The 23,864-nt window shown below is 72.3% G+C and carries 17 protein-coding genes; 10 read left to right on the forward strand and 7 right to left on the reverse strand.

The window, feature by feature from the left end; translation table 11 throughout:
- Positions 1–13 precede the first annotated feature (13 nt).
- The 3 genes from AC060L_RS16890 (at position 14) to AC060L_RS16900 (ending at position 4,307) form a co-directional block, all read left to right on the forward strand.
- On the forward strand, positions 14–2,782 hold the full coding sequence (locus AC060L_RS16890; protein WP_483799574.1) for an alpha/beta fold hydrolase: 2,769 nt from the start codon (positions 14–16) through the stop codon (positions 2,780–2,782).
- A complete protein-coding gene (locus tag AC060L_RS16895) occupies positions 2,779–3,657 on the forward strand; it encodes an ABC transporter permease (RefSeq protein ID WP_483799575.1) in 879 nt (292 codons plus the stop codon). Before AC060L_RS16890 ends, AC060L_RS16895 begins: the two co-directional genes overlap by 4 nt.
- 68 nt (positions 3,658–3,725) lie before the next feature.
- The gene (locus AC060L_RS16900) at positions 3,726–4,307 is read left to right on the forward strand and encodes a dienelactone hydrolase family protein (RefSeq protein ID WP_483799576.1); all 582 of its coding nucleotides are present in this window, start codon (positions 3,726–3,728) and stop codon (positions 4,305–4,307) included.
- Between the two features lie 7 nt (positions 4,308–4,314).
- On the opposite strand, the gene AC060L_RS16905 is transcribed toward AC060L_RS16900, so the two are convergent.
- From AC060L_RS16905 to AC060L_RS16920, 4 genes are all read right to left on the reverse strand, one after another.
- A complete protein-coding gene (locus AC060L_RS16905) occupies positions 4,315–4,950 on the reverse strand; it encodes a hypothetical protein (RefSeq protein WP_483799577.1) in 636 nt (211 codons plus the stop codon).
- 193 nt (positions 4,951–5,143) lie between these two features.
- A complete protein-coding gene (dnaE, locus tag AC060L_RS16910) occupies positions 5,144–8,692 on the reverse strand; it encodes a DNA polymerase III subunit alpha (RefSeq protein WP_483799578.1) in 3,549 nt (1,182 codons plus the stop codon).
- Positions 8,693–8,892: 200 nt separating this feature from the next.
- On the reverse strand, positions 8,893–9,645 hold the full coding sequence (locus AC060L_RS16915; RefSeq protein ID WP_483799579.1) for an RDD family protein: 753 nt from the start codon (positions 9,643–9,645) through the stop codon (positions 8,893–8,895).
- 141 nt (positions 9,646–9,786) lie between these two features.
- A complete protein-coding gene (locus tag AC060L_RS16920; protein ID WP_483799580.1) occupies positions 9,787–10,701 on the reverse strand; it encodes a LysR family transcriptional regulator in 915 nt (304 codons plus the stop codon).
- A 70-nt stretch (positions 10,702–10,771) separates the two neighbouring features.
- Between AC060L_RS16920 and AC060L_RS16925 the strand changes: the two genes are divergently transcribed.
- From AC060L_RS16925 to AC060L_RS16950, 6 genes are all read left to right on the forward strand, one after another.
- Positions 10,772–11,680: a dihydrodipicolinate synthase family protein gene (locus tag AC060L_RS16925; RefSeq protein ID WP_483799581.1), complete on the forward strand. Its 909-nt coding sequence runs from the start codon at positions 10,772–10,774 to the stop codon at positions 11,678–11,680.
- 92 nt (positions 11,681–11,772) lie between these two features.
- A complete protein-coding gene (locus AC060L_RS16930; protein WP_483799582.1) occupies positions 11,773–12,810 on the forward strand; it encodes an aspartate-semialdehyde dehydrogenase in 1,038 nt (345 codons plus the stop codon).
- Positions 12,811–13,299: 489 nt separating this feature from the next.
- A complete protein-coding gene (locus AC060L_RS16935) occupies positions 13,300–14,541 on the forward strand; it encodes an NYN domain-containing protein (RefSeq protein ID WP_483799583.1) in 1,242 nt (413 codons plus the stop codon).
- Between the two features lie 99 nt (positions 14,542–14,640).
- Complete coding sequence (locus AC060L_RS16940) at positions 14,641–15,594, forward strand: ABC transporter ATP-binding protein (protein ID WP_483799584.1); 954 nt, start codon at positions 14,641–14,643, stop codon at positions 15,592–15,594.
- A 92-nt stretch (positions 15,595–15,686) separates the two neighbouring features.
- On the forward strand, positions 15,687–16,439 hold the full coding sequence (locus tag AC060L_RS16945) for an ABC transporter permease (protein WP_483799740.1): 753 nt from the start codon (positions 15,687–15,689) through the stop codon (positions 16,437–16,439).
- Positions 16,440–16,474: 35 nt separating this feature from the next.
- The gene (locus AC060L_RS16950; RefSeq protein ID WP_483799585.1) at positions 16,475–17,263 is read left to right on the forward strand and encodes a hypothetical protein; all 789 of its coding nucleotides are present in this window, start codon (positions 16,475–16,477) and stop codon (positions 17,261–17,263) included.
- Positions 17,264–17,287: 24 nt separating this feature from the next.
- Here the strand turns inward: AC060L_RS16950 and ybaK are convergent, their stop codons facing one another.
- A complete protein-coding gene (gene ybaK, locus AC060L_RS16955) occupies positions 17,288–17,785 on the reverse strand; it encodes a Cys-tRNA(Pro) deacylase (protein WP_483799586.1) in 498 nt (165 codons plus the stop codon).
- A 47-nt stretch (positions 17,786–17,832) separates the two neighbouring features.
- The gene (locus tag AC060L_RS16960) at positions 17,833–18,561 is read right to left on the reverse strand and encodes an LON peptidase substrate-binding domain-containing protein (RefSeq protein WP_483799587.1); all 729 of its coding nucleotides are present in this window, start codon (positions 18,559–18,561) and stop codon (positions 17,833–17,835) included.
- 425 nt (positions 18,562–18,986) lie between these two features.
- On the opposite strand from AC060L_RS16960, the gene AC060L_RS16965 reads away from it, so the two are divergent.
- Positions 18,987–19,988: an RICIN domain-containing protein gene (locus AC060L_RS16965; RefSeq protein ID WP_483799588.1), complete on the forward strand. Its 1,002-nt coding sequence runs from the start codon at positions 18,987–18,989 to the stop codon at positions 19,986–19,988.
- A gap of 67 nt (positions 19,989–20,055) precedes the next feature.
- Here the strand turns inward: AC060L_RS16965 and AC060L_RS16970 are convergent, their stop codons facing one another.
- Positions 20,056–23,721, reverse strand: coding sequence for an NEW3 domain-containing protein (locus AC060L_RS16970; protein WP_483799589.1), 3,666 nt, complete (start codon positions 23,719–23,721; stop codon positions 20,056–20,058).
- Positions 23,722–23,864 lie beyond the last annotated feature (143 nt).

Raw genomic sequence — 23,864 nt, forward strand, 5'->3', positions numbered from 1 at the left:
ACGATCGCTCATCATGAACCCTCCCGGCCCTTGGCGGCGTTGGCGTGAGCGGAGCAGGCTGAGCCGGCGTCGGCTGCTGGCGGGCGGCCTGGCGCTGGTCGCGGCCGTCGGGCTCGCCGCCGTGTCGGTGGCCTCGGGCGCACCGGCCACCGTGCGCGAGCAGGACCAGTTCATCACCGTGCCGCAGGCGCCCGGCAGCAGCGCGCAGGTCTCGATCGACACCTCGTTCTTCACCACCGGCAGCAGCCCGCGGCCGGCCGTGCTGCTCGCGCACGGCTTCGGCGGCAGCAAGGCCGACGAGGCCGGCGAGGCGCGCAACCTGGCGCGCTCCGGATACGCCGTGCTCACCTGGTCGGCCCGCGGTTTCGGGCACTCGACCGGGCAGATCGACCTGAACGGGCCGGACGGCAGCGTGCAGGACGTCAAGCACCTGGTGGACTGGCTGGCGCAGCGCCCCGAGGTGCAGCTGGACGCGCCCGGGGACCCGCGGGTCGGGATCACCGGAGCCTCGTACGGCGGCGCGATCGCGCTGCTGGCCGCGGCCGCCGATCCGCGGATCGACGCCGCCGCGCCGCGGATCACCTGGTGGGACCTGGCGCAGGCCTTGTTCCCGCAGGGCGTGCAGGGAGCGCCCGTCACCGATGGCGTGTTCAAGAAGCTCTGGGCCGGCATCTTCTTCACCTCCGGCTCCGCCGGTGATCTGACCGCCTCCACGACCGGCACCCCCGCGCCGCCGACCGGTACCGACGGCCCGCCGGGCTGCGGCCGGTTCACCGCCGAGCTCTGCGCGATGTACGACCGGGTCGCCACCGCGGGCCGTCCGGATGCCGCAGCGGTCGCGCTGCTCGAGAAGTCGAGCCCATCGACCGTGGCGTCCAGGATCAAGGTGCCGACCCTGGTCGTGCAGGGGGAGCAGGACTCGCTCTTCCCGCTCGACCAGGGCGACGCGATGGCCAGGGCGATCGCCGCCAACGGCGCGCCGGTCTCGGTGGACTGGTTCGCCGGCGGGCATGACGGCGGCACCGAGACCAGCGACCGGGTGGACGGCCGGGTGACCGCCTGGTTCGACCACTACCTGAAGAAGGACGGCGCCGACACCGGCCCGAACTTCCGGGTCACCAGGACCGGGGGCGTGGACTCCACCGGCTTCCAGGCCGTGCTGCGCGGCGCCGACGCCGACCGCTACCCCGGGCTCGGCGGGACGGCCTCCCGGCAGGTCGGGCTGAACGGCGGCGAGCAGACCGTCGCCAACCCGCCCGGTGGCGCGCCGCCGGCGATCTCCACCGTGCCCGGGCTCGGCGCGCTCGCCCAGGCGAGCAGCCTCGGGCTCAGCCTCTCGCTCGACTTCCCCGGCCAGCACGCGACCTTCGACTCCGCGCCGCTCGACTCCGGGCTCCAGCTGACCGGCAGCCCGACCGTGCAGGTGCACGTCGAGTCCGACCAGCCGGACGCCGTGCTCTTCGCGAAGCTCTACGACCTCGGCCCGGACGGCAAGCAGACGCTGCCGCAGCAGCTCGCCGCGCCGCTGCGGGTCGTCGGCGCGAACGCGCCCGGCGGGCGGACCGTCGGCATCGCGCTGCCCGCCGTCGACTACAGCTTCCCGGCCGGTCACCGGCTGAGCCTGGTGCTCGCCACCACCGACCTCGCGTACGCGTCACCGGCGCCGCCCGCCACCTACCGGATCTCGCTCGCCGGTCAGCTGTCCGCGCCGACCGACTCCGGGCTGCACACCGAGGCGGCGCCGCTGCCCGCCCGGACCTGGCTGCTGCCGCTCTTCGCGCTGGCGATCGGCGCGCTGCTGCTGCTGACCGCCCGCCGCCGCCGCGCGCTGCCGGCGCCCGACCCGGCGCTGGCCGGCGTCCCGGTGCAGATCACCGGGCTGAGCAAGCGCTACAAGGGCGCGAGCGACCGGTACGCCGTCCGGGAGCTCGGCTTCACCGTCGGGCAGGGCCAGGTGCTCGGCCTGCTCGGCCCGAACGGCGCCGGCAAGACCACCACGCTGCGGATGCTGATGGGCCTGATCCGCCCCGACGAGGGCGAGATCCGGCTCTTCGGACACGCGGTGCGGCCCGGCTCGCCGGTGCTCTCGCGGGTCGGCGCGTTCGTCGAGGGCGCGGGGTTCCTGCCGCACCTGAGCGGGCGGGCCAACCTGGAGCTGTACTGGCGCAGCACCGGCCGCCCGGCCGCCGACGCCCACCTGGACGAGGCCCTCGCGATCGCCGACCTCGGCGAGGCGCTGGAGCGGGCCGTGCGCACGTACTCGCAGGGCATGCGGCAGCGGCTGGCGATCGCGCAGGCGATGCTCGGCCTGCCGGACCTGCTGATCCTGGACGAGCCGACGAACGGTCTCGACCCGCCGCAGATCCGCGAGATGCGCGAGGTGATGATCCGCTACGCGGCGGCCGGACGCACCGTCATCGTCTCCAGCCACCTGCTCGCCGAGGTCGAGCAGACCTGCACCCACCTGGTCGTGATGGACCGCGGCCGGCTCGTCACGGCGGGCGAGGTGGCCGAGATCGTCGGCGCCGGGGAGCTGCTGCTGATCGGCACGCCCGCCGGCTACGGACCCGACGAGCTGGCGGCGGCCGCCGGGAAGACGGCCGCGCTGGTCGGCGTCGGCGAGGTCGAGGTGGTCGGGCACGGGCTGCTGGTCCGCCTCGACGGGCTGACGGCCGGTGAGCTGATCGCCGAGCTGGTCCGGCTCGGCGTACCGGTGGAGCGGGCCGGACCGCACCGCCGCCTGGAGGACGCGTTCCTCTCCCTGATCGGAGGCCCGGCATGAGCGGCGTACGCATGAGTCCGGAGAGCCCGGTGCTCGTCGACCGGGCGGCCGGTTACCGCCCGCAGCACACGCTGCCGCTGCGGATCGAGGCGCTGCGGCAACTGCGCCGGCGCCGCACGATGGTGATCGCGGCGGTGCTCTTCGCGATGCCGTTCATCGTGCTGGCGGCGTTCCAGATCGGCGGCACGCCGAGCCGGCCCGACCGCACCACCTTCATCGAGCTGGCCACCGCCTCGGGGCCCAACTTCGCGGCCACCATGCTCTTCATGGGCACCGGCTTCGTGCTGGTGATCCCGATCGCGCTGTTCTGCGGCGACACGGTGGCCGCCGAGGCGGGCTGGTCCTCGCTGCGCTACCTGCTCGCGGCGCCGGTGCCGCGCGCCAGGCTGCTGCTGCGCAAGCTGACCATCGGTCTGCTCTTCTCGGCCGCCGCGATCGTGCTGCTGCCGCTGACCGGCCTCGCGGTCGGCACCGCCGCGTACGGCTGGGGAGATCTGCGGCTGCCCGGGGGCGGCTCGCTCAGCGCGGCCGAGGCGCTGCCGCGGCTGGGGATCGCGGTGGCCTTCGTCTTCCTCGGCGAGGTGGTGGTGGGGGCGCTGGCGTTCTACCTCTCCACGGTCACCGACGCGCCGCTCGGCGCGGTCGGCGGCGCGGTCTTCATCGCGATCATCACCGGCGTGCTGGACGCGATCACCGCGCTCGGGGACTTGCGCGAGTGGCTGCCGGCGCACTGGCAGTACTCCTGGGCGGACGCGCTCCAGCCGCAGCTGGAGTGGGGCGGGATGATCCAGGGAGTCTCGGTCTCGCTCTCCTACGCGGTGATCCTGCTCGCGCTCGCGTTCCGCGGCTTCGCCCGCAAGGACATCGTGTCCTGAGTGTCCTGAGCTGCAGTGCGAAGTGAGGGATCATGAGACGTACACCCACGTCTGCCGATGGAGTTTCCGTGGCCCAGATCATCCTCTTCCACTCCGTGCAGGGCCTGCGTCCGGCCGTGCGGGCCGCCGCCGACCGGCTGCGGGCGGCCGGGCACCAGGTGACGGTGCCTGACCTGTACGACGGGAAGACCTTCGAGACCGCCGAGCAGGGCATGGCGCACAGCGAGGAGATCGGCAACGACGAGCTGCTGCGCCGGGCCGTCGGTGCGACCGCGCCGCTGCTCACCGGGGGCACCCGGCTGGTCTACGCGGGCCTGTCGCTCGGCGCCGGGCTGGCGCAGAACCTGGCGCTGGCCGACGAGCACGCGCTCGGGCTGCTGCTCCTGCACGGCACCTCGGACCTGCGCGACGAGACGGCCACCGAGCTGGCGGTGCAGCTGCACGTCGCCGAGCCCGACCCGTTCGAGACCGAGGACTGGCTGAACGCCTGGTACCTGCGGATGCGGCGGGCCGGCGCGGACGTCGAGGTGCACCGCTACCGGGGCGCCGGCCACCTCTACACCGACGCCGACCTGCCGGACTACGACGCCGAGGCGGCGGAGCGGACCTGGGCGGTCGCGCTCGCCTTCCTCGACTCGCTGGAGGGCTGAACCGCCGTCAGGCGTGCGGGCCGTAGCCCGGCTGCTGCGGTGCGGCGTAGCCGGGCTGCGGCGCGACCGGGCCCGCGCCGGCGGGCGCGAAGCCCGGGGCGGGCACCGCGAACGGGGCGACCGGGGCGCCCGGCGCGTCGGTCCGGGGCCGCTTGGTGGCGAGCACCACCAGCGCGAAGACCAGCGAGACGAGGACCTCGGCGATCTGACCCAGGTTCAGCAGCAGGTTCGGCGCGACCGGCGAGTGGAAGGCCAGCCGGGAGGCGTCCGACTGGGTCAGCTCGTTGATCAGGGCGGTCACGGTGATGTAGGAGTTCGACAGCAGCAGCATCGTGCCGCCGGCGCGCACCCAGCGGCCGCCCGCGAAGGCGCCGATGATCATGGCGACCAGCGCGATCACGTTCGCGGTGCCGCCGGCCCCGAAGCCGATCGGGACGTCGGCGATCCAGTGGTCGTAGGTGAAGCCGAGCGCGGTCGGCAGGTACGCCGCGCCCTGCCGGCTCAGGTCGAAGACCAGGGTCGCCAGCTCGATCACCAGGTAGACGATCAGCAGCAGCGCGAGGCCGGGCTGGGCGCCTCCGGGTGGTCGGACGGGTGCGGGCTGTGCCGGCGGGAACCCTGCGACGGGCGGTCCGTAACTCATCGTCATCCCCCTTGAGATCGTTTGGGCAGCGCCGAGAGTAGCGCGCCTGTTCGATCACAGGGAAAACGGGTGCGGGAGGGGAAGGCCGAAAGCTCGCCCCCCAAACGACCCCCATTCCCCCCTCCCCGTGGCCCGCTCCCCTTTTTCCCCCCCCGCACCCAGAGCGCCCGCTGTGCCCGCTGCGCCGGCAGGCTCAGGCGTTCCAGGCGGACGGCCCGAGCAGCGTCTTCACCTCGCTGGCGAACGCGGTGTCCGGGTTGACCAGGAAGCCGAGCTCGTACAGCACGTCCTTCTGCCGGCTCGTCGTCAGCAGTCGCACCGGCACGTCGCCGGGGTGCGCCCGGAGCGCGCTCTTCAGCTCCTTGACCACGTGCGGGTTGATCTTCGGGTACGGCACGGTGATCTGCACCGGCGGCTTGCCGCCGTGCTCGGCGGAGGAGATGTCGAGCGTGGTGATCTCCTGGCCGAAGATGCTCAGCGAGCCGTCCCGCTCGTTGAGCCGGCCGCGCGCCGAGACGACGTTGTCCTCGACCATCTGGTCGGCCATCAGGTTGTAGCTGGCCGGGAAGAAGAGCACCTCGACCGAGCCGTCGCGGTCGGCCAGCGTGATGATCGCCCAGGCGTTGCCGGCCTTGTTGATCCGCCGGTCCACGGCCGTGATCAGGCCGGAGAGCCGGACCTCGCCCTCGGTGCGGCCCGAGCCCATCAGTTCGGCGATCGAGACGTCCCGGTTGCGGGCCAGGATGTGCTCGGCGCCGTCCAGCGGGTGGCTGGAGACGTAGAGGCCGAGCATCTCGCGCTCCAGGCTGAGCAACTGCTTGCGCGGCCACTCGCGCTCGGTGAGCTCGAAGTCCAGGCCGATGGTGGGCGTGTCGGCGCCGGTGTCCATCGCGCCGAACAGGTCGTCCTGACCGATCGCCTGCTGCTTCTTGACGCCGGTGACCGCGTCGATCGCGTTCTCGTGCACGGTGGTCAGCGAGAGCCGGGTGTGGCCGAGCGAGTCGAAGGCGCCGGCCTTGATCAGCGAGTCGACGGTGCGCTTGTTGCAGGCGACCAGCTCGACCTTGTCCAGGAAGTCCGCGAAGGAGGTGTACTTGCCCTTCTCCTTGCGGGTCTTGATCAGCGACTCGATCACCGGCACGCCGACGTTGCGCACGGCCTTGAGGCCGAACCGGACGTCGGAGCCGACGGCGGTGAAGTCGACGACCGACTCGTTGACGTCCGGCGAGAGGATCTTGATGCCCATCTGGCGGCACTCCGCCAGGTAGACGGCCATCTTGTCCTTGTCGTCCGCGACCGAGGTGAGCAGCGCGGCCATGTACTCGGCCGGGTAGTTCGCCTTCAGGTAGGCGGTCTGGTAGGAGACCAGGCCGTACGCGGCGGAGTGCGATTTGTTGAACGCGTAGCCGGCGAACGGGACGAGGACGTCCCAGACCGCCTGGATGGCCTCGTCGGAGTAGCCGCGTTCCTTGCAGCCGGCGTGGAAGGGGACGAACTCCTTTTCGAGGACCTCCTTCTTCTTCTTGCCCATCGCGCGGCGGAGCAGGTCGGCTTGGCCGAGGCTGTAGCCGGCCAGCACCTGGGCGGCTCGCTGCACCTGCTCCTGGTAGACGATCAGACCGTAGGTGGGGCCGAGGACCTCCTTGAGCGGCTCCTCCAGCTCCGGGTGGATCGGGATGATCTCCTGCTGGGCGTTCTTGCGCAGCGCGTAGTTGGTGTGCGAGTTCATGCCCATCGGGCCGGGCCGGTACAGCGCCGAGACGGCGGAGATGTCGGCGAACTCGGTCGGCTTCATCAGCTTGAGCAGGGCGCGCATCGGACCGCCATCGAGCTGGAAGACGCCGAGCGTGTCGCCGCGGGCCAGCAGCTCGTAGGTGGTCGGGTCATCGATCTTGATCTTCTCGATGTCGACGTCGATGCCGCGGTTGGCCTTCACGATCTTGATGCAGTGATCGATGATGCCCAGGTTGCGCAGACCCAGGAAGTCCATCTTGATCAGGCCCATGGCTTCGCACGACGGGTAGTCGAAGCCGGTGATGATCACGCCGTCCTTGTCCCGCTTGTGCAGCGGGATCAGTTCGAGCAGCGGGGTCGAGGAGAGGATGACCGCGGCGGCGTGCACGCCGGTGCCGCGGATCAGGCCCTCGATGCCCAGGCCGGTGTCGATGATCTTCTTGACGTCCGGCTCGTTCTGGTACAGCGAGCGGATCTCGGTGCCCTCGTTGTACCGCGGGTGCTTCTCGTTGAAGAGGTCGGCCAGCGGCACGCCCTTGCCCATCACGTCCGGCGGCATCGCCTTGGTGATCCGGTCGCCCATCGCGAACGGGTAGCCGAGGATCCGGTTGGCGTCCTTGACGGCGGCCTTGGCCTTGATGGTGCCGAAGGTGTTCACCTGCGCGGTGTACGCCTCGCCGTACTTGTCGGTGACGTAGCGCACCATCTGGTCGCGCTGGCGGTCGTCGAAGTCGATGTCGACGTCCGGGGGGTTGATGCGCTCGGGGTTCAGGAACCGCTCGAACAGCAGATCGTGCTCCAGCGGGTCCAGCTCGGTGATCCGGGTCAGGTAGGAGACCATCGAGCCGGCCGCCGAACCACGGCCGGGGCCGACCGGGATGCCGTTGTCCCGGGCGTACTGGCAGATGTCGGCGACCACGAGGAAGTAGGCGTCGAACCCCATCGGGGTGATCACGCCCATCTCCAGCTCGATCCGGTCCAGCACCTCCTGGCTCGGGTTGTCGCCGTAGCGGTGCTGGAGGCCGGCCGCGATCTTCTGGCGCAGGAAGGAGGCCTGGGTCTCGCCCTCGGGCACGTCGAACTGCGGCATCCGGTCGACGTAGTCGAAGACCTCGTTGTACGGCTGGATCCGCTCGCCGATCGCCAGCGTGTTGGCGCAGGCCTCGGGCAGCTCGCTGAAGAGCGCCTGCATCTCCGCGGCGGTCTTGACGTAGTAGCCGCTGCCGTTGAACTTGAACCGGTTCGGGTCGTCCTTGTTCTTGCCCACGCCGACGCAGAGCAGGCTGTCGTGCGCGTCCGCCTGGTCGGCGGTGACGTAGTGCGAGTCGTTGGTGGCCAGCAGCGGGATGTTCAGCTGCTTGGCCAGGCGGAGCAGGTCCTCCCGGACGTCGCGCTCGATGGACAGGTCGTGGTCCATCAGCTCCAGGAAGTAGTTCTCCTTGCCGAAGATGTCCTGGTACGCGGCGGCGGCCTTGACCGCCTCCTCGTACTGCCCGAGCCGCAGCCGGGTCTGCACCTCGCCGGACGGGCAGCCGGTGGTCGCGATGATCCCGGTGGCGTTCGCGGCGATCAGCTCGCGGTCCATCCGGGGCTTCATGTAGTAGCCCTCCATCGACGCGAGCGAGGAGAGCTTGAAGAGGTTGCGCAGGCCGGTCGCGTTCTCCGCCCACATGGTCATGTGGGTGTAGCGGCCACCGCCGGAGACGTCCTTGCCGCCCTCGCCGTCCGCGCTCGGCTGGCGCTGGCCGCCGGGCGCCCAGAAGGTCTGCTTCTTGTGGAACCGCGAGCCCGGTGCGACGTACGCCTCGATGCCGATGATCGGCTTGACCGAGCTGCCCTTGGCCTTCTGGAAGAACTCGTAGGCGCCGAACATGTTGCCGTGGTCGCTCATCGCGATCGCGGGCATCTCCTGGCGCTCCGCCTCGGCGATCAACTTCCCGTTCTTGGCCGCCCCGTCGAGCATCGAGTACTCGGTGTGGACATGCAGGTGAACGAAGCTGTCGGCCACGGGCGCGGGCTCCTCGGCGTAGGTCTGCGGCTGGGGGCCTTCCACCCTAGCGCGACCGGAGGGGCTCCCCGGGCGCGCCGGGGTGGTGGTCCGCAGCGGGCCTCGCGGAGCTTCTGTGAGACCGGTCACGCGACCCGCGCGGCGGGTCGGCAGGGCCGCCGCGCGGGTCGCGTGAGGGGGTTGCGTGAAGTGGTCGGGGCTCAGGCCTCCTTGATCACCACGGTCTTTCCGGCCTTGTCGTGCAGGCACTGCTGGGACGGCTTGTCCCAGAGCAGCCAGAGCGAGTCGGCCAGGTTGAACAGCGTGCCGAGGCAGAAGATGCCGCCGGGCAGGCCGAAGACGGCGGCGCGGGTCCACAGCTCGGCGTCGGTCGGGCGGCCGCCGTGCGCGAGCGAGACCACCCGCAGCTTCATCGCCTTCTTGCCGAGCGTCTGGCCGTTCTGGGTGAGCAGCAGGGCGATCTCGTAGGCGAAGACCACGACGGCGCCGAAGAGGGCCGCGATGTACTGGCCGAGGCCGAAGCCGATCAGGGCCTCGACCACCAGCACCGGGACGGCCACGACCAGCATGTCGATCAGCCGGGCCACGAAGCGGTCGCCGGCGCTCGCGAGCTGGCGGGTGCCGGGGACGGGCGGGCCGTACGGGTTCGGCGCGCCGAGCCAGGGGGCGGACGGCTGCCCCTGCGGCTGGCCGTAGGGGTTCTGGCCGTAGGGCTGCTGCGGCTGCTGGGGCTGGCCGTACGGAGGCTGCTGCGGGTAGCCGTACGGCTGCTGCTGGGGCGGCGGCTGCTGGCCGTAGCCGGGGGGCGCCTGGTCGTACGGCGACTGGGGCTGTTGGGGCTGCTGCGGCTGGCCGTAGGGGTTCTGGCCGTACGGGTTCGGCTGCTGCGGTTGCCCGTACGGGGGCTGCTGCGGCTGCCCGTACGGGTTCTGCGGGTCGGGCGGGTAGCTCATGTCGGAGCGCTCATCTCGTGCCGGCAATGCCTCAGGTGTGTCGTCACCGAGTTCTATACGTGTAGCTGCTGAGCACGAAAGGGCGTTGCGTCAACTGTTACCTGAACAGCACACGGTGTCGGCACATCAGAGGAAGGCGCATCAGAAGTCGGCCGGGCCGACTTCCGGCGCGAGCAGCCGAGGCGGCAGTGCGGCGCGGACGGCGCTGTCGAACGCCGCCAGCGCCGGATGGCCGGCCGAGCCGCGGCGGAACGCGACGGCTGTCCGGCGCGACATCTCCAGCCGGTGCAGCGCCACGCCGGCCGGGCGGTCCAGCGCGCCGAGCTCGGGGACCAGCGCGACCCCCTGGCCGGCGGCCACCAGCGCGAGCACGGTGGCGAAGTCGTCCACCCGGTGCCTGATCCGCGGCGCGAAGCCGGCCGCCTGGCAGGCCCGGACGGCCATCGCGTGGCAGAGCGTGCCGGGGGTGGCCATGATCCACGGCTCGGCCGCGCACTGCGCCAGGAGCACCGGTGCCGACTCGGCGGCCGGTGTCGCCAGGTACATCGCCTCGGTGAAGAGCGGTTCGCGCTGGATCCCCGGCTCCTCGGGGCAGGGCACGAAGTCGTAGTCGTGCACCAGCGCCACGTCCAGCTCGCCGCCCCGCAGCAGGTCCGCGACGCCTGCCGAGTCCACCTCGGCGACCATCGGCTCCAGCTCCGGGTACCGCGCCGCCAGCGCGGCCAGTGCCGGCGGGATCACCACCCCGGCGGCGGACGGGAAGGTGCCGATCCGCAGTGGCCCGGCCGGCCCGCGCCGGGCCTGCGCGAGCTCGGCCGAGGCCTGCTCCAGCCGGTCCAGCACCACCTCGGCGTGCGCGACCAGCCGCTGCGCCGCGGGCGTCAGCGCGACCCGCCGGCCGGTGCGCTCCAGCAGCGCGACCCCGGCCTCCCGCTCCAGCGCGGTCAGCTGCTGGGAGACGGCGGACGGGCTGAACGAGAGCGCCTCGGCGACGGCGGCGATGGTGCCCCGCAGGGCCAGCTCCCGCAGGAGCCGCAGGCGGCGGACATCAAGCATCAGCCCAGCTTACGAGTTTCGGTGGAAAAGCGAACTGGACCTGAACGGACGGCTCGGTCAGGCTCGATCCATGGACCTTCTGCACGGCATTCACGTCCCGCTGATCACCCCCTTCACCGCCGACGGCGAGCTGGCCGCCGACGCCCTGGAGGGGCTCGCCCACGCGGTGCTCGACGAAGGAGCCGCCGGCCTGGTCGCGCTCGGCAGCACCGGCGAGCCGAGCGCGCTGGACCGGGAGGAGAAGGCGCAGGTGCTGCGGATCTGCGCCCGGGTCTGCCGCGAGCGCGGCGCGCCGCTGACGGTCGGCGCCGGCGGCAGCGGCACCCGGGAGAGCGCGGCGGCGCTCGCCGAGCTGCGGCAGCACCCGGAGGCGGTCGCCGCGCTCACGCCGGTGCCGCCGTTCGTCCGCCCGTCGGCGGCCGGGGTGCTGGCGCACTTCGCGGAGCTGACGGCGCACAGCCCGGTGCCGCTGATCGTCTACCACATCCCCTACCGCACCGGCCGGGAGCTGGACGCCGAGACGCTGCGGGCGCTCGGCCGGCTGCCCGGGATCGCCGGGGTGAAGTACGCGACCGGGCGGATCGACGAGCAGACGGTCGCGCTGCTCGGCGACCTGCCGGCCGACTTCGCGGTGCTGGCCGGTGACGACGTCTTCCTCGGGCCGCTGCTCGCGCTCGGGGCGGCCGGCGGCATCCTCGCCTCGGCCCACCTGGCGACCGGCCGGTTTGTCGAGCTGGTGGCGGCCTGGCGGGCGGGTGAGGCCGACCGGGCCCGGACGCTGGGACACCGGCTCGCGGAGCTGTCGGCAGCCGCGTTCGCCGAGCCGAACCCGACGGTGATCAAGGGCGTGCTGCACGCCCAGGGCCGGATCCCGAGCCCGGCGGTCCGGCTGCCGCTGCTGCCGGCGGGCGAGGAATCGGTGGCCGCGTGCGTGGCGGCGCTGGCGCGGCTCGCCACGAGTGACCGGAACCACAGCTGATCGGTGTGCTGTCCACCAGGTGAAACCGAATACCGGCCGACCCCGGGGGAGCAGGCAAGATGAAGCAGAGCAGGTCCATCGGAGGAGGAAGTATGAAGATCGGCATCGTCGGCGCCACGGGCCAGGTCGGCGCCGTGGTCCGCCGGATCCTGGCGGAGCGGGCGTTCCCCGTCGAGCAGCTGCGGCTCTTCGCCTCGGCGCGCTCGGCCGGCAAGACGCTGCCCTGGCAGGGCGGCGAGGTCACCGTCGAGGACGCGGCCACGGCCGACTACAGCGGCCTGGACATCGTGATCTTCTCGGCCGGCGGCTCGACCTCCAAGGAGCTGGCGCCCAAGGTGGCGGCGGCCGGCGCGGTCGTGATCGACAACTCCTCCGCCTGGCGGCGCGACCCCGAGGTCCCGCTGGTGGTCTCCGAGGTCAACCCGCACGCGATCGCGGACCGCCCCAAGGGCATCATCGCGAACCCGAACTGCACCACGATGGCCGCGATGCCGGTGCTGCGCCCGCTGCACGAGGAGGCGCAGCTGACCGCGCTCGTCGTCGCCACCTACCAGGCGGTCTCCGGCAGCGGCCTGGCCGGCGCCGCCGAGCTCCAGGGCCAGGCCGCGAAGGTGGTGGACGACGCCGCGGCGCTGGTCCACGACGGCGCGGCGGTGGACTTCCCCGAGCCGCAGATCTACAAGCGGCCGATCGCCTTCAACGTGATCCCGCTGGCCGGCTCGATCGTGGACGACGGCCTGAACGAGACCGACGAGGAGCAGAAGCTGCGCCACGAGAGCCGCAAGATCCTGGAGATCCCGGACCTCAAGGTCTCCGGCACCTGCGTGCGGGTGCCGGTCTTCACCGGCCACTCGCTCCAGGTGAACGCGCGCTTTGCCGGCCCGATCAGCCCGGAGCGGGTGGTGGAGCTGCTGGACGGCGCGCCCGGCGTGGTGCTGACCGACATCCCGAACCCGCTCCAGGCGGCCGGGCAGGACCCGAGCTTCGTCGGGCGGATCCGGCGCGACGAGACGGTCGAACACGGCATCTCGCTCTTCCTCTCCAACGACAACCTGCGCAAGGGCGCGGCACTGAACGCGGTGCAGATCGCGGAGCTGGTCGCCGCGGAGCTGACGGCCGCCCGGGGCTGACGGCGGCCCGGGGCTGATCGAGGTGCGGGGCTGACCCGCGAGGGGTGCTGAACGCGCCCCGGTCATGGCGACGTCCACCACCCAGGGGGAACACGGGGGTGGGGGGAGGGATGACAAGGGGCTGTGAAGGGATGATAATGGTGTTAGAAAAAGGGAAAGTAGTGGAGGGCGGGCAGCGGCATGACCGGGGGCCGGGCAGGTGGGTGAGCGGGTGAGGGTGGGCGTGCGGGCGGGCGGCGACTGGGCCGAACGGCACCGCGCAGCGACCCACGACGCCCGTCAGGCGTACGACAGCGCACGTACAGCCGGGTGATTCACCGCGCCGTCGGGGGGTAAAGGAGACCGCAACGGTCCGGCAGGGTGCCCTCGGCGCCTCAGCTCGGGCACACTGCTCGGTACGCCGCACGCCAGGCCAGGGGTGAGGGGACAAGGGGCAACACAAGGGTGGGGTCCGGCCGCCACCGGGCCGACCGGGAGAGAGGTGCGGAAGTGGACCGCTGCGTCGTCCTCGTGGACGCGGGATACCTGCTGGGTGCCGCTGCCAGCCTGCTCGCCGGAGAGCCGTCCCGCTCCCGGGTGACGGTTGATCACACCGCCTTGATCGCCTCGCTGCGCGAGCGCGCCGAGGAGGAGACCGGTCTGCCGCTGTTGCGGATCTACTGGTTCGACGCGGCGCCCGAGCGCCGCCCGATGCCCGAGCACCGCCGGCTGCGGGTGCTCCCCCGGGTGACGGTGCGGCTCGGCGCGCTGACCCGGGCCGAGGGCCGCTGGGTGCAGAAGGGCGTGGACGCCGCGATGCACGCCGAGCTCTCCGAGCTGGCCCGCAACCGGGCCTGCGCCGACGTGGTGCTGGTCACCGGCGACGGCGATCTGCTGCCCGGCATGATGTCCGCCAAGGAGCACGGCGTCGCCGTCCACCTGTGGGCGCTGCAGGCCGCGGACGGCGACTTCAACCAGTCCGAGGACCTGGTCGGCGAGGCCGACGAGCGCCGGGTGCTGGACCGCGAGTGGATCACCCGGTCGGTCACCCGGCGCGAGCCCGCCGTGGCCTTCCCGCCGGCCGGCCCGCGTCCGGAGATCGCCAAGATCCTGGCCGCGCCGCCGGCCGTCCGACCGGCCGCCGCCGAGGTGCCGCCCGAACCGGTCGAACAGCCGGCGCTGCAACCGACCGCGCTCAAGGTCGTGCCGACCCCTAAGGACCTGGCCGGACGGGCCGTCCAGCCGCCCGCGCCGCCCGCCGCCTCGGGCGCGGCGGCCGGCAACGGCTCGGCGGCCAACGGCTCCGCGGGCAACGGCTCGGTCGGCAACGGCCCGGTGCTGCGCTGGTCCTCCGACCGCGGCTGGGTGGACCGCCCGCCCGCCGACCAGGCCACCGCCGCCGACGCGCTGCCCACGCTCGCCCAGCTCACCACGGCCGAACAGCGCTGGGCCGACCGTGAGGAGGACATCACGGCGATCGGCGGTGACCCGCACGAGGTCGGTCAGGTCTTCGCCCGGCGCTGGACCGACCGGCTCGGCGAGCGGGACCGGCTCGGCGCGATCTGGCAGGACTACCCGCGGATCCCGCACCGGGTGGACGGCGAGCTGCTCCGCTACGCGGCGCGCTTCGGCCTGCTCGCCCACAAGGACGACCAGATCGACGAGCACGACCGCTACGCGATCCGGGCCGGCTTCTGGAAGGAGCTCGCCACCCGGGTGCCCGGCGGCGAGCTGATCGTGGTGGACGACTGAGAGTGTCAGGGCCCGTCGGCCGGGCTGATGCGCGAGAGTGTGTTCCGCTTTGCCACCCTGGTCCGGTTTCCTCATGCTCGCCGCGTAGAGTCTCCGATCGTGAGTGACGCCCCACTGCCCTGCTGCTCCGTCCGGGGCCTCACCAAGAGCCACGGCGAGATCAGGGCCAACGACGGGATCGCCCTGGAGATTCGCCAGGGTGAGATCTTCGGCCTGCTCGGCCCGAACGGCGCCGGCAAGTCCACGCTGGTCCGCCAGCTCACCGGGCTGCTGCGCCCGGACGAGGGCTCGATCGAGATCCTCGGCCACGACATCGTCCGGCACCCCGAGCGGGCCGCGCGGTTGCTCGGCTACCTCGGCCAGGAGTCCACCGCGCTGGACGAGCTCACGGTCGCGCTGGCCGCCGAGACCACCGGCCGGCTGCGCGGGCTGTCCCGCGCCGCGGCCAGGGCCGCGGCCGGCGAGGTGCTGACCGAGCTCGGCCTGGAGCCGCTGGCCGGCCGTCCGCTGGCCAAGCTCTCCGGCGGGCAGCGCCGGCTGGCCTGCTTCGCCGCCACGCTGGTCGGCGAGCGTCCGCTGCTCGTGCTGGACGAGCCGACCACCGGCATGGACCCGGTCGCCCGGCGGGCCGTGTGGGCCGCCGTGGACCGGCGCCGGGCCGAGAACGGCACCACCGTGCTGCTGGTCACCCACAACGTGATCGAGGCCGAGACCGTGCTCGACCGGGTCGCCGTGCTCGACGAGGGCCGGGTGATCGCCTGCGACACGCCGGGCGGTCTGAAGGCGCTGGTGGACGGCGACGTCCGGCTCGACCTGGTCTGGCGCTCGGAGGCCCCGCTGGACGTCCCGGCCGTCGCCGAGCTGGCCGAACGGGCCGAGCGGACCGGCCGCCGCTGGACGCTGCGCACCACCCCGGAGGAGGCCAGGGAGCTGGTCGCCGCCGTCACCACCGGGCCGGCCTTCGCCGCCCTGGACGACTTCACGCTGGCCACCCCGAGCCTGGAGGACGCCTACCTCCGGCTCGGCGGCCGCCACGGAGGACTGGCGAAGTGACCGTGCTCACCCCTGGCGGAGCGACTCCCGGCAGACTCACCCCCGGCGCAGCGGCCGCCGCACTCGGCGCCCCGGTCGGCGCGCCCGCGCCGCTGGCCCCGGCGGCCCGGCTGCTGCCCGCGCTGGCCGCCGTCTACCGCGCCCAGCTGGCCAGGGCCAAGGTGGCCCGGATCCCGCTGATGTTCGTCGCCACGTTCCAGTCGGTCGGCATCCTGGTGATGATGCGCGGCGTGGTGGACAGCGGTGACAACCCGTCCGCCCGCGCGGTGGTGGCCGGCTCCAGCGTGCTGGTCGTCGCGTTCGTGGCGCTCAACCTGCTGGCCCAGTACTTCGGCAAGCTGCGCGCGACCGGCGGCCTGGACCACTACGCGACGCTGCCGGTGCCGGCGGCCTCGGTGGTGCTCGGCGCGGCGGCGGCGTACGCCTCCTTCACGCTGCCGGGCGCGCTGGTCACTGCCGGGTTCGGGGCCTGGCTCTTCGGGCTCTCCTGGGCACACCTGTGGGTGCTGCTCGCGGTGGTGCCGCTGGCCGGTGCGGCGCTGTCCGGGCTCGGCGCGGCCTGCGGGCTGCTCGCGCCGAAGCAGGAGATCGCCACCATGCTGGGGCAGCTGGGCATGTCGGCGGCGCTGCTGCTCGGCGTGCTGCCGGCCTCGCACCTGCCCGGCGCGATCCAGGCGCTGCGCGACCTGCTGCCGTCCACCTACGGCGTGGAGGCCTTCGCGCGGACCTTCGCGGCGCGGCCCGACTGGGCGGCGGTCCTCGGCGACCTCGGGGTCTGTGCGGCCGTCGGAGTGGTTTCGCTCGGCGTGGCGACCTGGTCGTACCGCCGCGCCACGACCCGTTAGCCGGTTCCGCAGCGCGGGCGTGAAACGATGGTGGCGTGACCGTACCGAACATCTCTCCGGACGCCGACCTCGCCCCTTCGGCCCCCCGGCAGCCAACCGTCACCGAACGGGTGCTCGGCGAACTTCGGGTGGCCTGGCCGATCGTGCTGGTCTGCCTGCTGCTCGGGCTGGTCATGGGCCTGCTCTGGGTCTGGCTGGCGCCCGAGGTACCGCTGGTGGTGCACGGCCAGCAGGTGCTCTACGTGGACCCGGAAGGCGAGCAGCGGGCCGGCGCGGACGGCACGTTCGTGCTGATCGGGCTCGCCTTCGGCCTGATCACCGCGCTCGGTGCGTTCCTTGGCACCCGGCGGCGCGGCGGCGGCATCACGGTCGTCGTGGCGCTCACGGTCGGCGGCCTGCTCGGCTCGCTGATCGCCTGGAAGCTCGGCACCACGCTCGGCCCGACCTCCGACCTGGTGGCGCACGCCAAGGCGGTCGGCGACGGCCACACGTTCAACGAGGCGCTCGAACTGGAGGCCAAGGGCGCGCTGGTCGCCTGGCCGATGAGCGCGCTGGTGCTGCTGCTCGCCCTCACCGCGACCTTCGGCAGGCGTGAGCAGGACCCGCCGCCGTACTGGGCGGGGCCGGCCGGTGTCACGCCGGGCGAGGGCCTGAACCACCCGCCGGCCCAGGGCTCGCTGGACGGCGCGCCGGAGGGCCCGGCGGACGGCGGCGGCGAGCAGAAGCCGGCGCAGTCGGGACAGCAGGGCGATGTGGCGCAGCAGGTGGACGCGGCCGGCGAACAGCCGTCGGGGTCGGGGTCGGGGGAGCGCAACGCGGGCTGACCGCGGGACCGTGCGAACGTACGGTCAGCTGCGGCCGATCGGCGCGCTGACCGCGCCGGTCAGCCGGAGCAGGTCGGCCGGGGCGAGTTCGACCTCCAGGCCGCGGCGGCCGGCCGACACGTAGACCGTCTCGTGCCGCAGGGCGCTCGCGTCCACCACGGTGCGCAGCGCGCGCCGCTGGCCGAGCGGCGAGATGCCGCCGCGCACGTAGCCGCTGCTGCGCTCGGCCGCCGCCGGGTCCGCCATCGCCGCCCGCTTGCCGCCGACGGCCGCCGCCAGCGCCTTCAGGTCGAGCTGCCCGGCGACCGGCACCACGCCGACCGTGAGCGTGCCGTCCACCTCGGCGACCAGCGTCTTGAAGACCCGGTCCGCCGTGACGCCGAGCGCCTGCGCCGCCTCGCCGCCGTAGGAGGCGGCCGCCGGGTCGTGTTCGTAGGCGTGGACCGTGAACGGCACACCGGCCGCCTCCAGCGCCACCGTGGCGGGCGTGCCCTTGCCGCCGCCGGCCGTCTTCTTCGCCATCTGGTCCCCCTCCGGGTCCGTTGTGGGGTCGGGCCTCGGTCCGGGCCTCAGTTCGCGCTGAACGGCTGCCGGGTCAGCTCGACGGCGGGCACCGATGGCAGCCAGGCCAGCAGCGCGGTCTCCCGGCGGAGCAGCTCCAGCTCGGTGCTCAGCCGGGAGGCGGTGTCGGGGCAGGCCAGCAGCTGCTGCTTGACCGGGACCTCCAGCACCGAGGCGGCGGCCACCAGGTAGGAGAGCACCTGCGGGTCGTCCGGCAGCTCCTGCTCCCCGCTGAGCGAGGCCTCCCGGGCGCCGGCCAGGCGCTTCTGGTAGGCCCGGAACGCGCGCTCGACGCCGCCGGCCAGCGCGCCCGCGGCGTTGCCCTGCTCCTCCTCGATGGTCTCGATCTCGCCGACCAGGTACGCCCCGCCGGTCTCCACCGAGCGCAGCCGGAACCGGGTGGTGCCGGTGATCAGCAGCTCGTACCGCCCGTCCGCCTGCGGGGTCACCGAGGCGATGTCGGCCACACAGCCGACGTGGTACATCGCCTCCAGCGGATCACCGCTCGCCGTGCCCAGGCCGTCCAGCGGCCCGGCCGGCCGTTCGCTCGCGGTCACCGGCGCGACCTCGCGGCCGTCCTTGATCGCCAGCACCCCGAACCGCCGCGGCTGGTCCTCGGGCAGCGCCACCAGGTCGGCGACCAGCCGCCGGTAGCGCTCCTCGAAGACGTGCAGCGGGAGCACGAGACCGGGGTAGAGCACCGCGTTGAGCGGGAAGATCGGCAGCCGTTCTGTCACGGCGCAAAGCGTAGCCGCAGGCGGTGTCACGCCGGTGACCCCGGGCGTCAGGAGCGGCGGTACGGCCGTTGGCACGCCGGGCCGGGACGGCCGCTGCTCGGTGGTGGCGGGATGTCCGGGGGCGGATGTCAGAAGCGGCGCGAGGGCGGTACGGCGGAAGTGTCAGGGAATGCTCGGAATATCGTCAACAGAGCCGCATGAATGCAGATTCCCAATAGTCGGGAATGGCAAGCTGATTGGTCCCGTGGCGTCGATCTTCCGGTGCTAGCCTGGAGTGGGCGTAGCCGCCGGGAGGTGGCGGCTGGAATCGCGCCCGTGCGATGGGAGCGCGTCGGGCGGTGGTATTCCGCGTTCTCGTGGGGTACGGCGGGTCGGCGCAGGATTTCCGTTTCTGTATTCCGACTGTCTGGAGTGGAGGGATTTTCATGGCTCCACAGGTGGTCCGCATCGTTGCCAACTTTGCGACACCGGCTTTCAGCGGTCCGATGTGTCTCGCCGCCCCCGAATATCCGGGCGGGTTTCTGACGGCCGAGTTCTGGGAGGACAAGCCCACACAGCGCTGGGGGATGATCGACACCGGTGGGGGATTCTTCAAGATCATGTGCATTGGGAGCGGCCAGGTGCTGGATGTGCCCTCCGGTAACCAGGCCACCCGAACGCCGCTTCAGACGTTCGACGACCACGACTCCGACAATCAGCGTTGGCAGCTGGGGGAGCAGGTGGACCACGCCTCGTCGGTCAGCTGTCAGATCCGGTCGAAAGGTGGGCTCAACCTCGCGAACGGCCCGACGGCGTTGACGATGAGCCCGACCTTTCCGACGAGTCTCATCCATCCGGTGACGCTGAACTACCAGAAGGATCCGGGACTGGACGGCGATGGGGTGCAGGATCTGGTGCTGGACTCCATGCCCGAGCTGCTGTTCGGTTCTGTCGCGTTGCCGTTGGGTGAGGGGCCGGTCGAGATCGTGTCCGGGCTGCCACCGGAGCCCTCACGGGTCTTCAACGTCCCGTCGGCGACTCGGAACACCGACGCCCAGATCCAGCTCTTCGACGACCAGCACACCCCGAACGAGGCGTGGTGGCTGATTCCGACCAAGGGATCGGACGGGCGCGGCGCGGACGACTTCCTGATCATCTCCCAGGTCAGCGGACTCGCGCTGCAGGCGGGAGTCGCGCCGAGCCCGGGCGGCCCGAGCCCGGGTGATCACGTGGTGCAGGTCGCGCCGCCGATCTCGGGACTGGAGGGGCCGCTGATGAACAGTGGACTCGTGTGGACCCGCTCGGAGTCTGACGGCTTCACCACGTTCGCCGCCTCGAACGGGATGGTGCTGGACGCCACCGGCGGGGTGAACGCGAACCACACGCCGATCCAGGTGTGGCCGCCGAACGGCACCGACTCGCAGAAGTGGGCGCTCACGCCTGCGTGAGGACAGGTGAGGGCGTCCGTCGGTTCGGGGCCGGCGCAGTGCGTGCCGGCCCCGAACTCGCGCGGGGTCAGCCGGTGGCGATGGCGAAGATGTGCAGGGAGATCTTGTCGAACTTGATGTCCGGGCTGACGGTGGGCAGGGTCAGGTAGGCGACGGTCTTGCCCGGCTGGAGCGGGGCGGTGGCCGTGTACAGCGACAGTGGGAGCGTCACCTTTCCGCTGTGATCGTTGAAGTACGGCATCGAGGCCGCCGCGGTGCACCCCGTGTGGGAGGTGTCGTAGCCCTCGTTGCAGAAGGTGGCCGTGTACTTCTGCGTGGTCCCGTCGGTGTAGTGGATGGTGCCGCCGGTGACCAGCCCGCTCTCCTGCGTGTCGTCGGCGACGGCGATGAAGCCCAGCTTGCTCCCCGAACCGGTCAGCGGGACGGTCTGGCCGTCGGCGTTGATGTTGTCCGGAGTGCCGGCGGCGACGCCCGGCCAGGTGTAGTTCAGCCCGCCGACCTGGACCGTGCCGCCCGGGGTGATGCCTGCCGCCGCCAGCGCCTGGGCGGAGTAGCTGGTTCCCTCGCTGTTCAGGTCGCCGGGCTTGGTGTTGGCGTCATCGGTGATCCCGACGTTGTCGTACGCGGCGGCCAGCGACGAGTACGGCAGCACGACATTGGCGAAGGCCTCAGTGGGGTGCACCACGCTGTGGTGGGTGGCGCGGGCGATCAGCTGGTGGTCGCCGGGCTGGACGGTGGCGCCCGGGGTGACCGTCCAGCTGGTGCTGACCGTCTGGCCGGCCTTGATCACCGGGAAGGCGGTCGGTGAAGTCGCCTTCACCGTCCAGCCGGTGGGGGCCGACAGGCTCAGCGCGGCGTCGTGCAGATCGCCGACCCCGAGGTTGGCGTAGCTGGTGGTCACCGTGTCCGCCTTGCCCGTAGCGGCGAACCCGGCCACCGTGACGGACAGCGGGTCCGGCACGCGGACCTGGGCGATGGCCTCCGAACTGGTCTGCTCATCCGTGTAGTTGGCCTGGGTGATCAGCTGGTTGACGCCGATCAGCGCGCCGGGGGCGGCGGTGACGGTCCAGTTCACGCTGACCGTCTGACCGGGGGCGACCGCGCCGAAGGTGGCCGCGCCGTCGGCCTTGGCGCTCCAGCCGGTCGGCAGTGCCAGCGAGAGTGCCAGATCGTGCAGCGGGCTCGCGGTGGTGTCGGTGTAGCTGCTGGTCACCGTGGCGGTGGCGTCGCGGGCGATGGTGGCGGGTGCGGTCATGGTGACCGGGGCCGTGACCGTCTGCGGGGCGCCGTCGGTGATGAACCGGATGCCGGAGGCCAGGCCGCCGGTGGCGTGGTAGTCGATGGCCTGGGCGCCGGCGGTGTAGGAGGCGTGGCCCCGCGCCTGGAGGGTGCCGATCTGGTGCCAGCCGTAGTCGTAGATCCTCGCGGTCGCGGAGCCGTCGTCCACCAGGTAGCTGTCCTGGGGGATGGTGCCGGGGAAGCTCACGGTCTGCCCGCCCACCGTGAAGGTGGCGCCGGTCACGGCGGCTTGGGCGTACAACTCGAAGCGCAGCGGCTGGGGGCCGTTGGTGTTGGTGTAGTTCACGGCCTGCGCCGTGCCGTCGTTGTTCACCTGCGCCGGCTGCGCCGGGTACTGGACGTTCGTCAGCTGCCACTGCTTGCCCGGCACCACGTCGGTCAGGTGCCAGTCGTTGCCGTCCTGCCGCAGGGCGGTGAGTTGCGCCGCGCTGAAGGCGTGGGCGTTGCGGGCGCTCTCCCACTGCTTCCAGGCGTTCAGCACGTCGGTGGAGTCGCCGGATCCGGTGAGCTGGGACAGGGCCGTGGTGAGCGTGCCACCCGCGTTGAAGCCCGCCATCTTCGCCAGCACGTACTCCTGACCGGCCAGCGTGTCGCCGATCTGGAACCGGACCGGGCCGAAGTCGGCGGGCATGTCGTTCTGCGCCGCGTACTGCGCGGCCGCCTCGCCGGGTGGGAGCGCGTCGGGGACGGTCTTGGCGACGTTGCCCTGGTCCAGCCGGGCCAGCGCGTCCCAGCTGCCGGCGGGCAGCTCGTCCGCCTCGGTGAGCACGCCGGTGGGGGCGGTGAGCTTGGCGTACGTGTCGTTGACCAGCGCGTCGCCGGTGAACAGGCCGTAGCCGGTATCGCCGGTGCTGGACAGGTCGTCGAAGGAGAGCGTCGCCAGACCGGCGTTGTTGGTGGCGTGGGCGAGGCGGTCGGAGATGGCGCCCACCAGCGGCATGCCCGCCACCAGCGAGGCGGTGCCCTGGCTGTTGACCGTCTGCATCGGGATGGCCGCGGCGGCGGCCGGGTGGGCGGCTGCCTTGGTGCCCATGAAGCCGCGGACCACGCCCAGCGTGAACACGTTGCCGGGTTGCGAATAGGAGGGACCGGTGGCCAGCAGGTACTCGCCGTCGATCCGTAGCACCATCACACCCTCGTTGGCGATGGTGAACGGGAGTGGCCCGTTGACGAAAGCGACGGTCGAGGTGGCGTCCAGCGGCTGGGCCAGCTTGACCGGGCCCAGCACGGCCAGGCTCGGGTCGGGCGTCGGGGTGGCGTACGGGTCGCTGGGGCCCACCAGCAGCGAGCCGTTGTGGGCACCCACCTTGACGCCGACCTCGGCGGCGTGTGCGGCCAACTGGGCCGCGGCGGTGTCAGACCCGCCGAACGCGGCGTTGAACGGGTAGTGACCCGGCGACGCGAAGGTGCCCGTGGGGTCGGGAGCCGCCTCGACGGTGCGCAGGCCCGCCTGCGCCGCGTAGGCGTCGGCGGTGGCCGCGTTGTTGGCGGTGAGGTCGCCCAGCGCGAGGACGGACTGCGAGGCGCCCTGGGAGGTCTTGGCCCACTGGCCGTCCACCGTCGGGTGCGGCAGGCCCTCGCCGGTCTCGATGCCGGACAGGGTGGTGAGCACCTGGTCCGGCGTGCTGCCGAAGAGCGCGATCCCGGAGCCCTTGATCAGCGCGTCGGTGCCGGTCAGCGGCGGCACCGGGGCGTTGGTCTCCAGCGCGCCGTTCCAGCCCTCGGTGCGCGAGCGGGTCGTGGTGTAGTCGTAGGTGTACGCCTGGAGGATGCTGCCGAAGCCGGTCTGCGCGGCCGGGAACCAGCCGTACGGCGCGTCGCTGAAGGGGGTGGCGTTCGCGGGGGAGTTGACGGCCGGGTAGCTCAGGTTCGCGAACTCGTCCGGCCAGCCGCCCACGGTCTTGTCGTTGAGCTCGTGGATGCCGATCGCGAAGTCGTTGTCGTTGACCACGCCGACGCTGCGGCCCACGGACTGGCTGATGGTGGTGGTGATCGGCCCCCACAACAGGGTCTGCACGTCCACGCCGGCGGGTGCGCTGACGCCGGTCACCTCCAGGGTCGCGTAGCCCTGCTTGCTGACGGCCTGGACGGCCACCTGGACGGTGTTGAAGGTGAAGGTGTAGGTGCTGGACGGGCTGTCGTAGGAGAGCGCGGTCGGTGACTGCGGTGCGCCGTCCACGACCAGCCGGATCAGCGGGGTCTCGTTCGCCGGGCTGGCGTAGTCGTGCTGGTCGGCCCGGTCCAGCAGTTTGGTGACCGTGCCCGTCGCGTTGAGGGTGAGCTGCAGCGAGCCCGCGTCGATGGTGAACGGGGCTCCGGGGTCGGCCGGGGCTTTCGGCGCCGCCGCGGCCGCCGGGGCCAGGCCGGCTGCGGCGAGTGCGAGGGTGAGCGTGGCTAAGAAGACGCCTTTTCTTGCCTTTCCGGGGGTGGTCAAGGAGTTCTCCTGAAGTCGGCGAAGCTCGGGTGTGCTACTCGTGAAGAACTGAAGCAGCACCAAGAATGCCGTAGGGCAGGGGAGTTGGGCGCCTGAACGGCTGATGTCAGCTCCGGGGCGATGAGTCGAGGAGCCCGGGATGA

The organism is Kitasatospora sp. NEAU-69, from assembly GCF_057158765.1.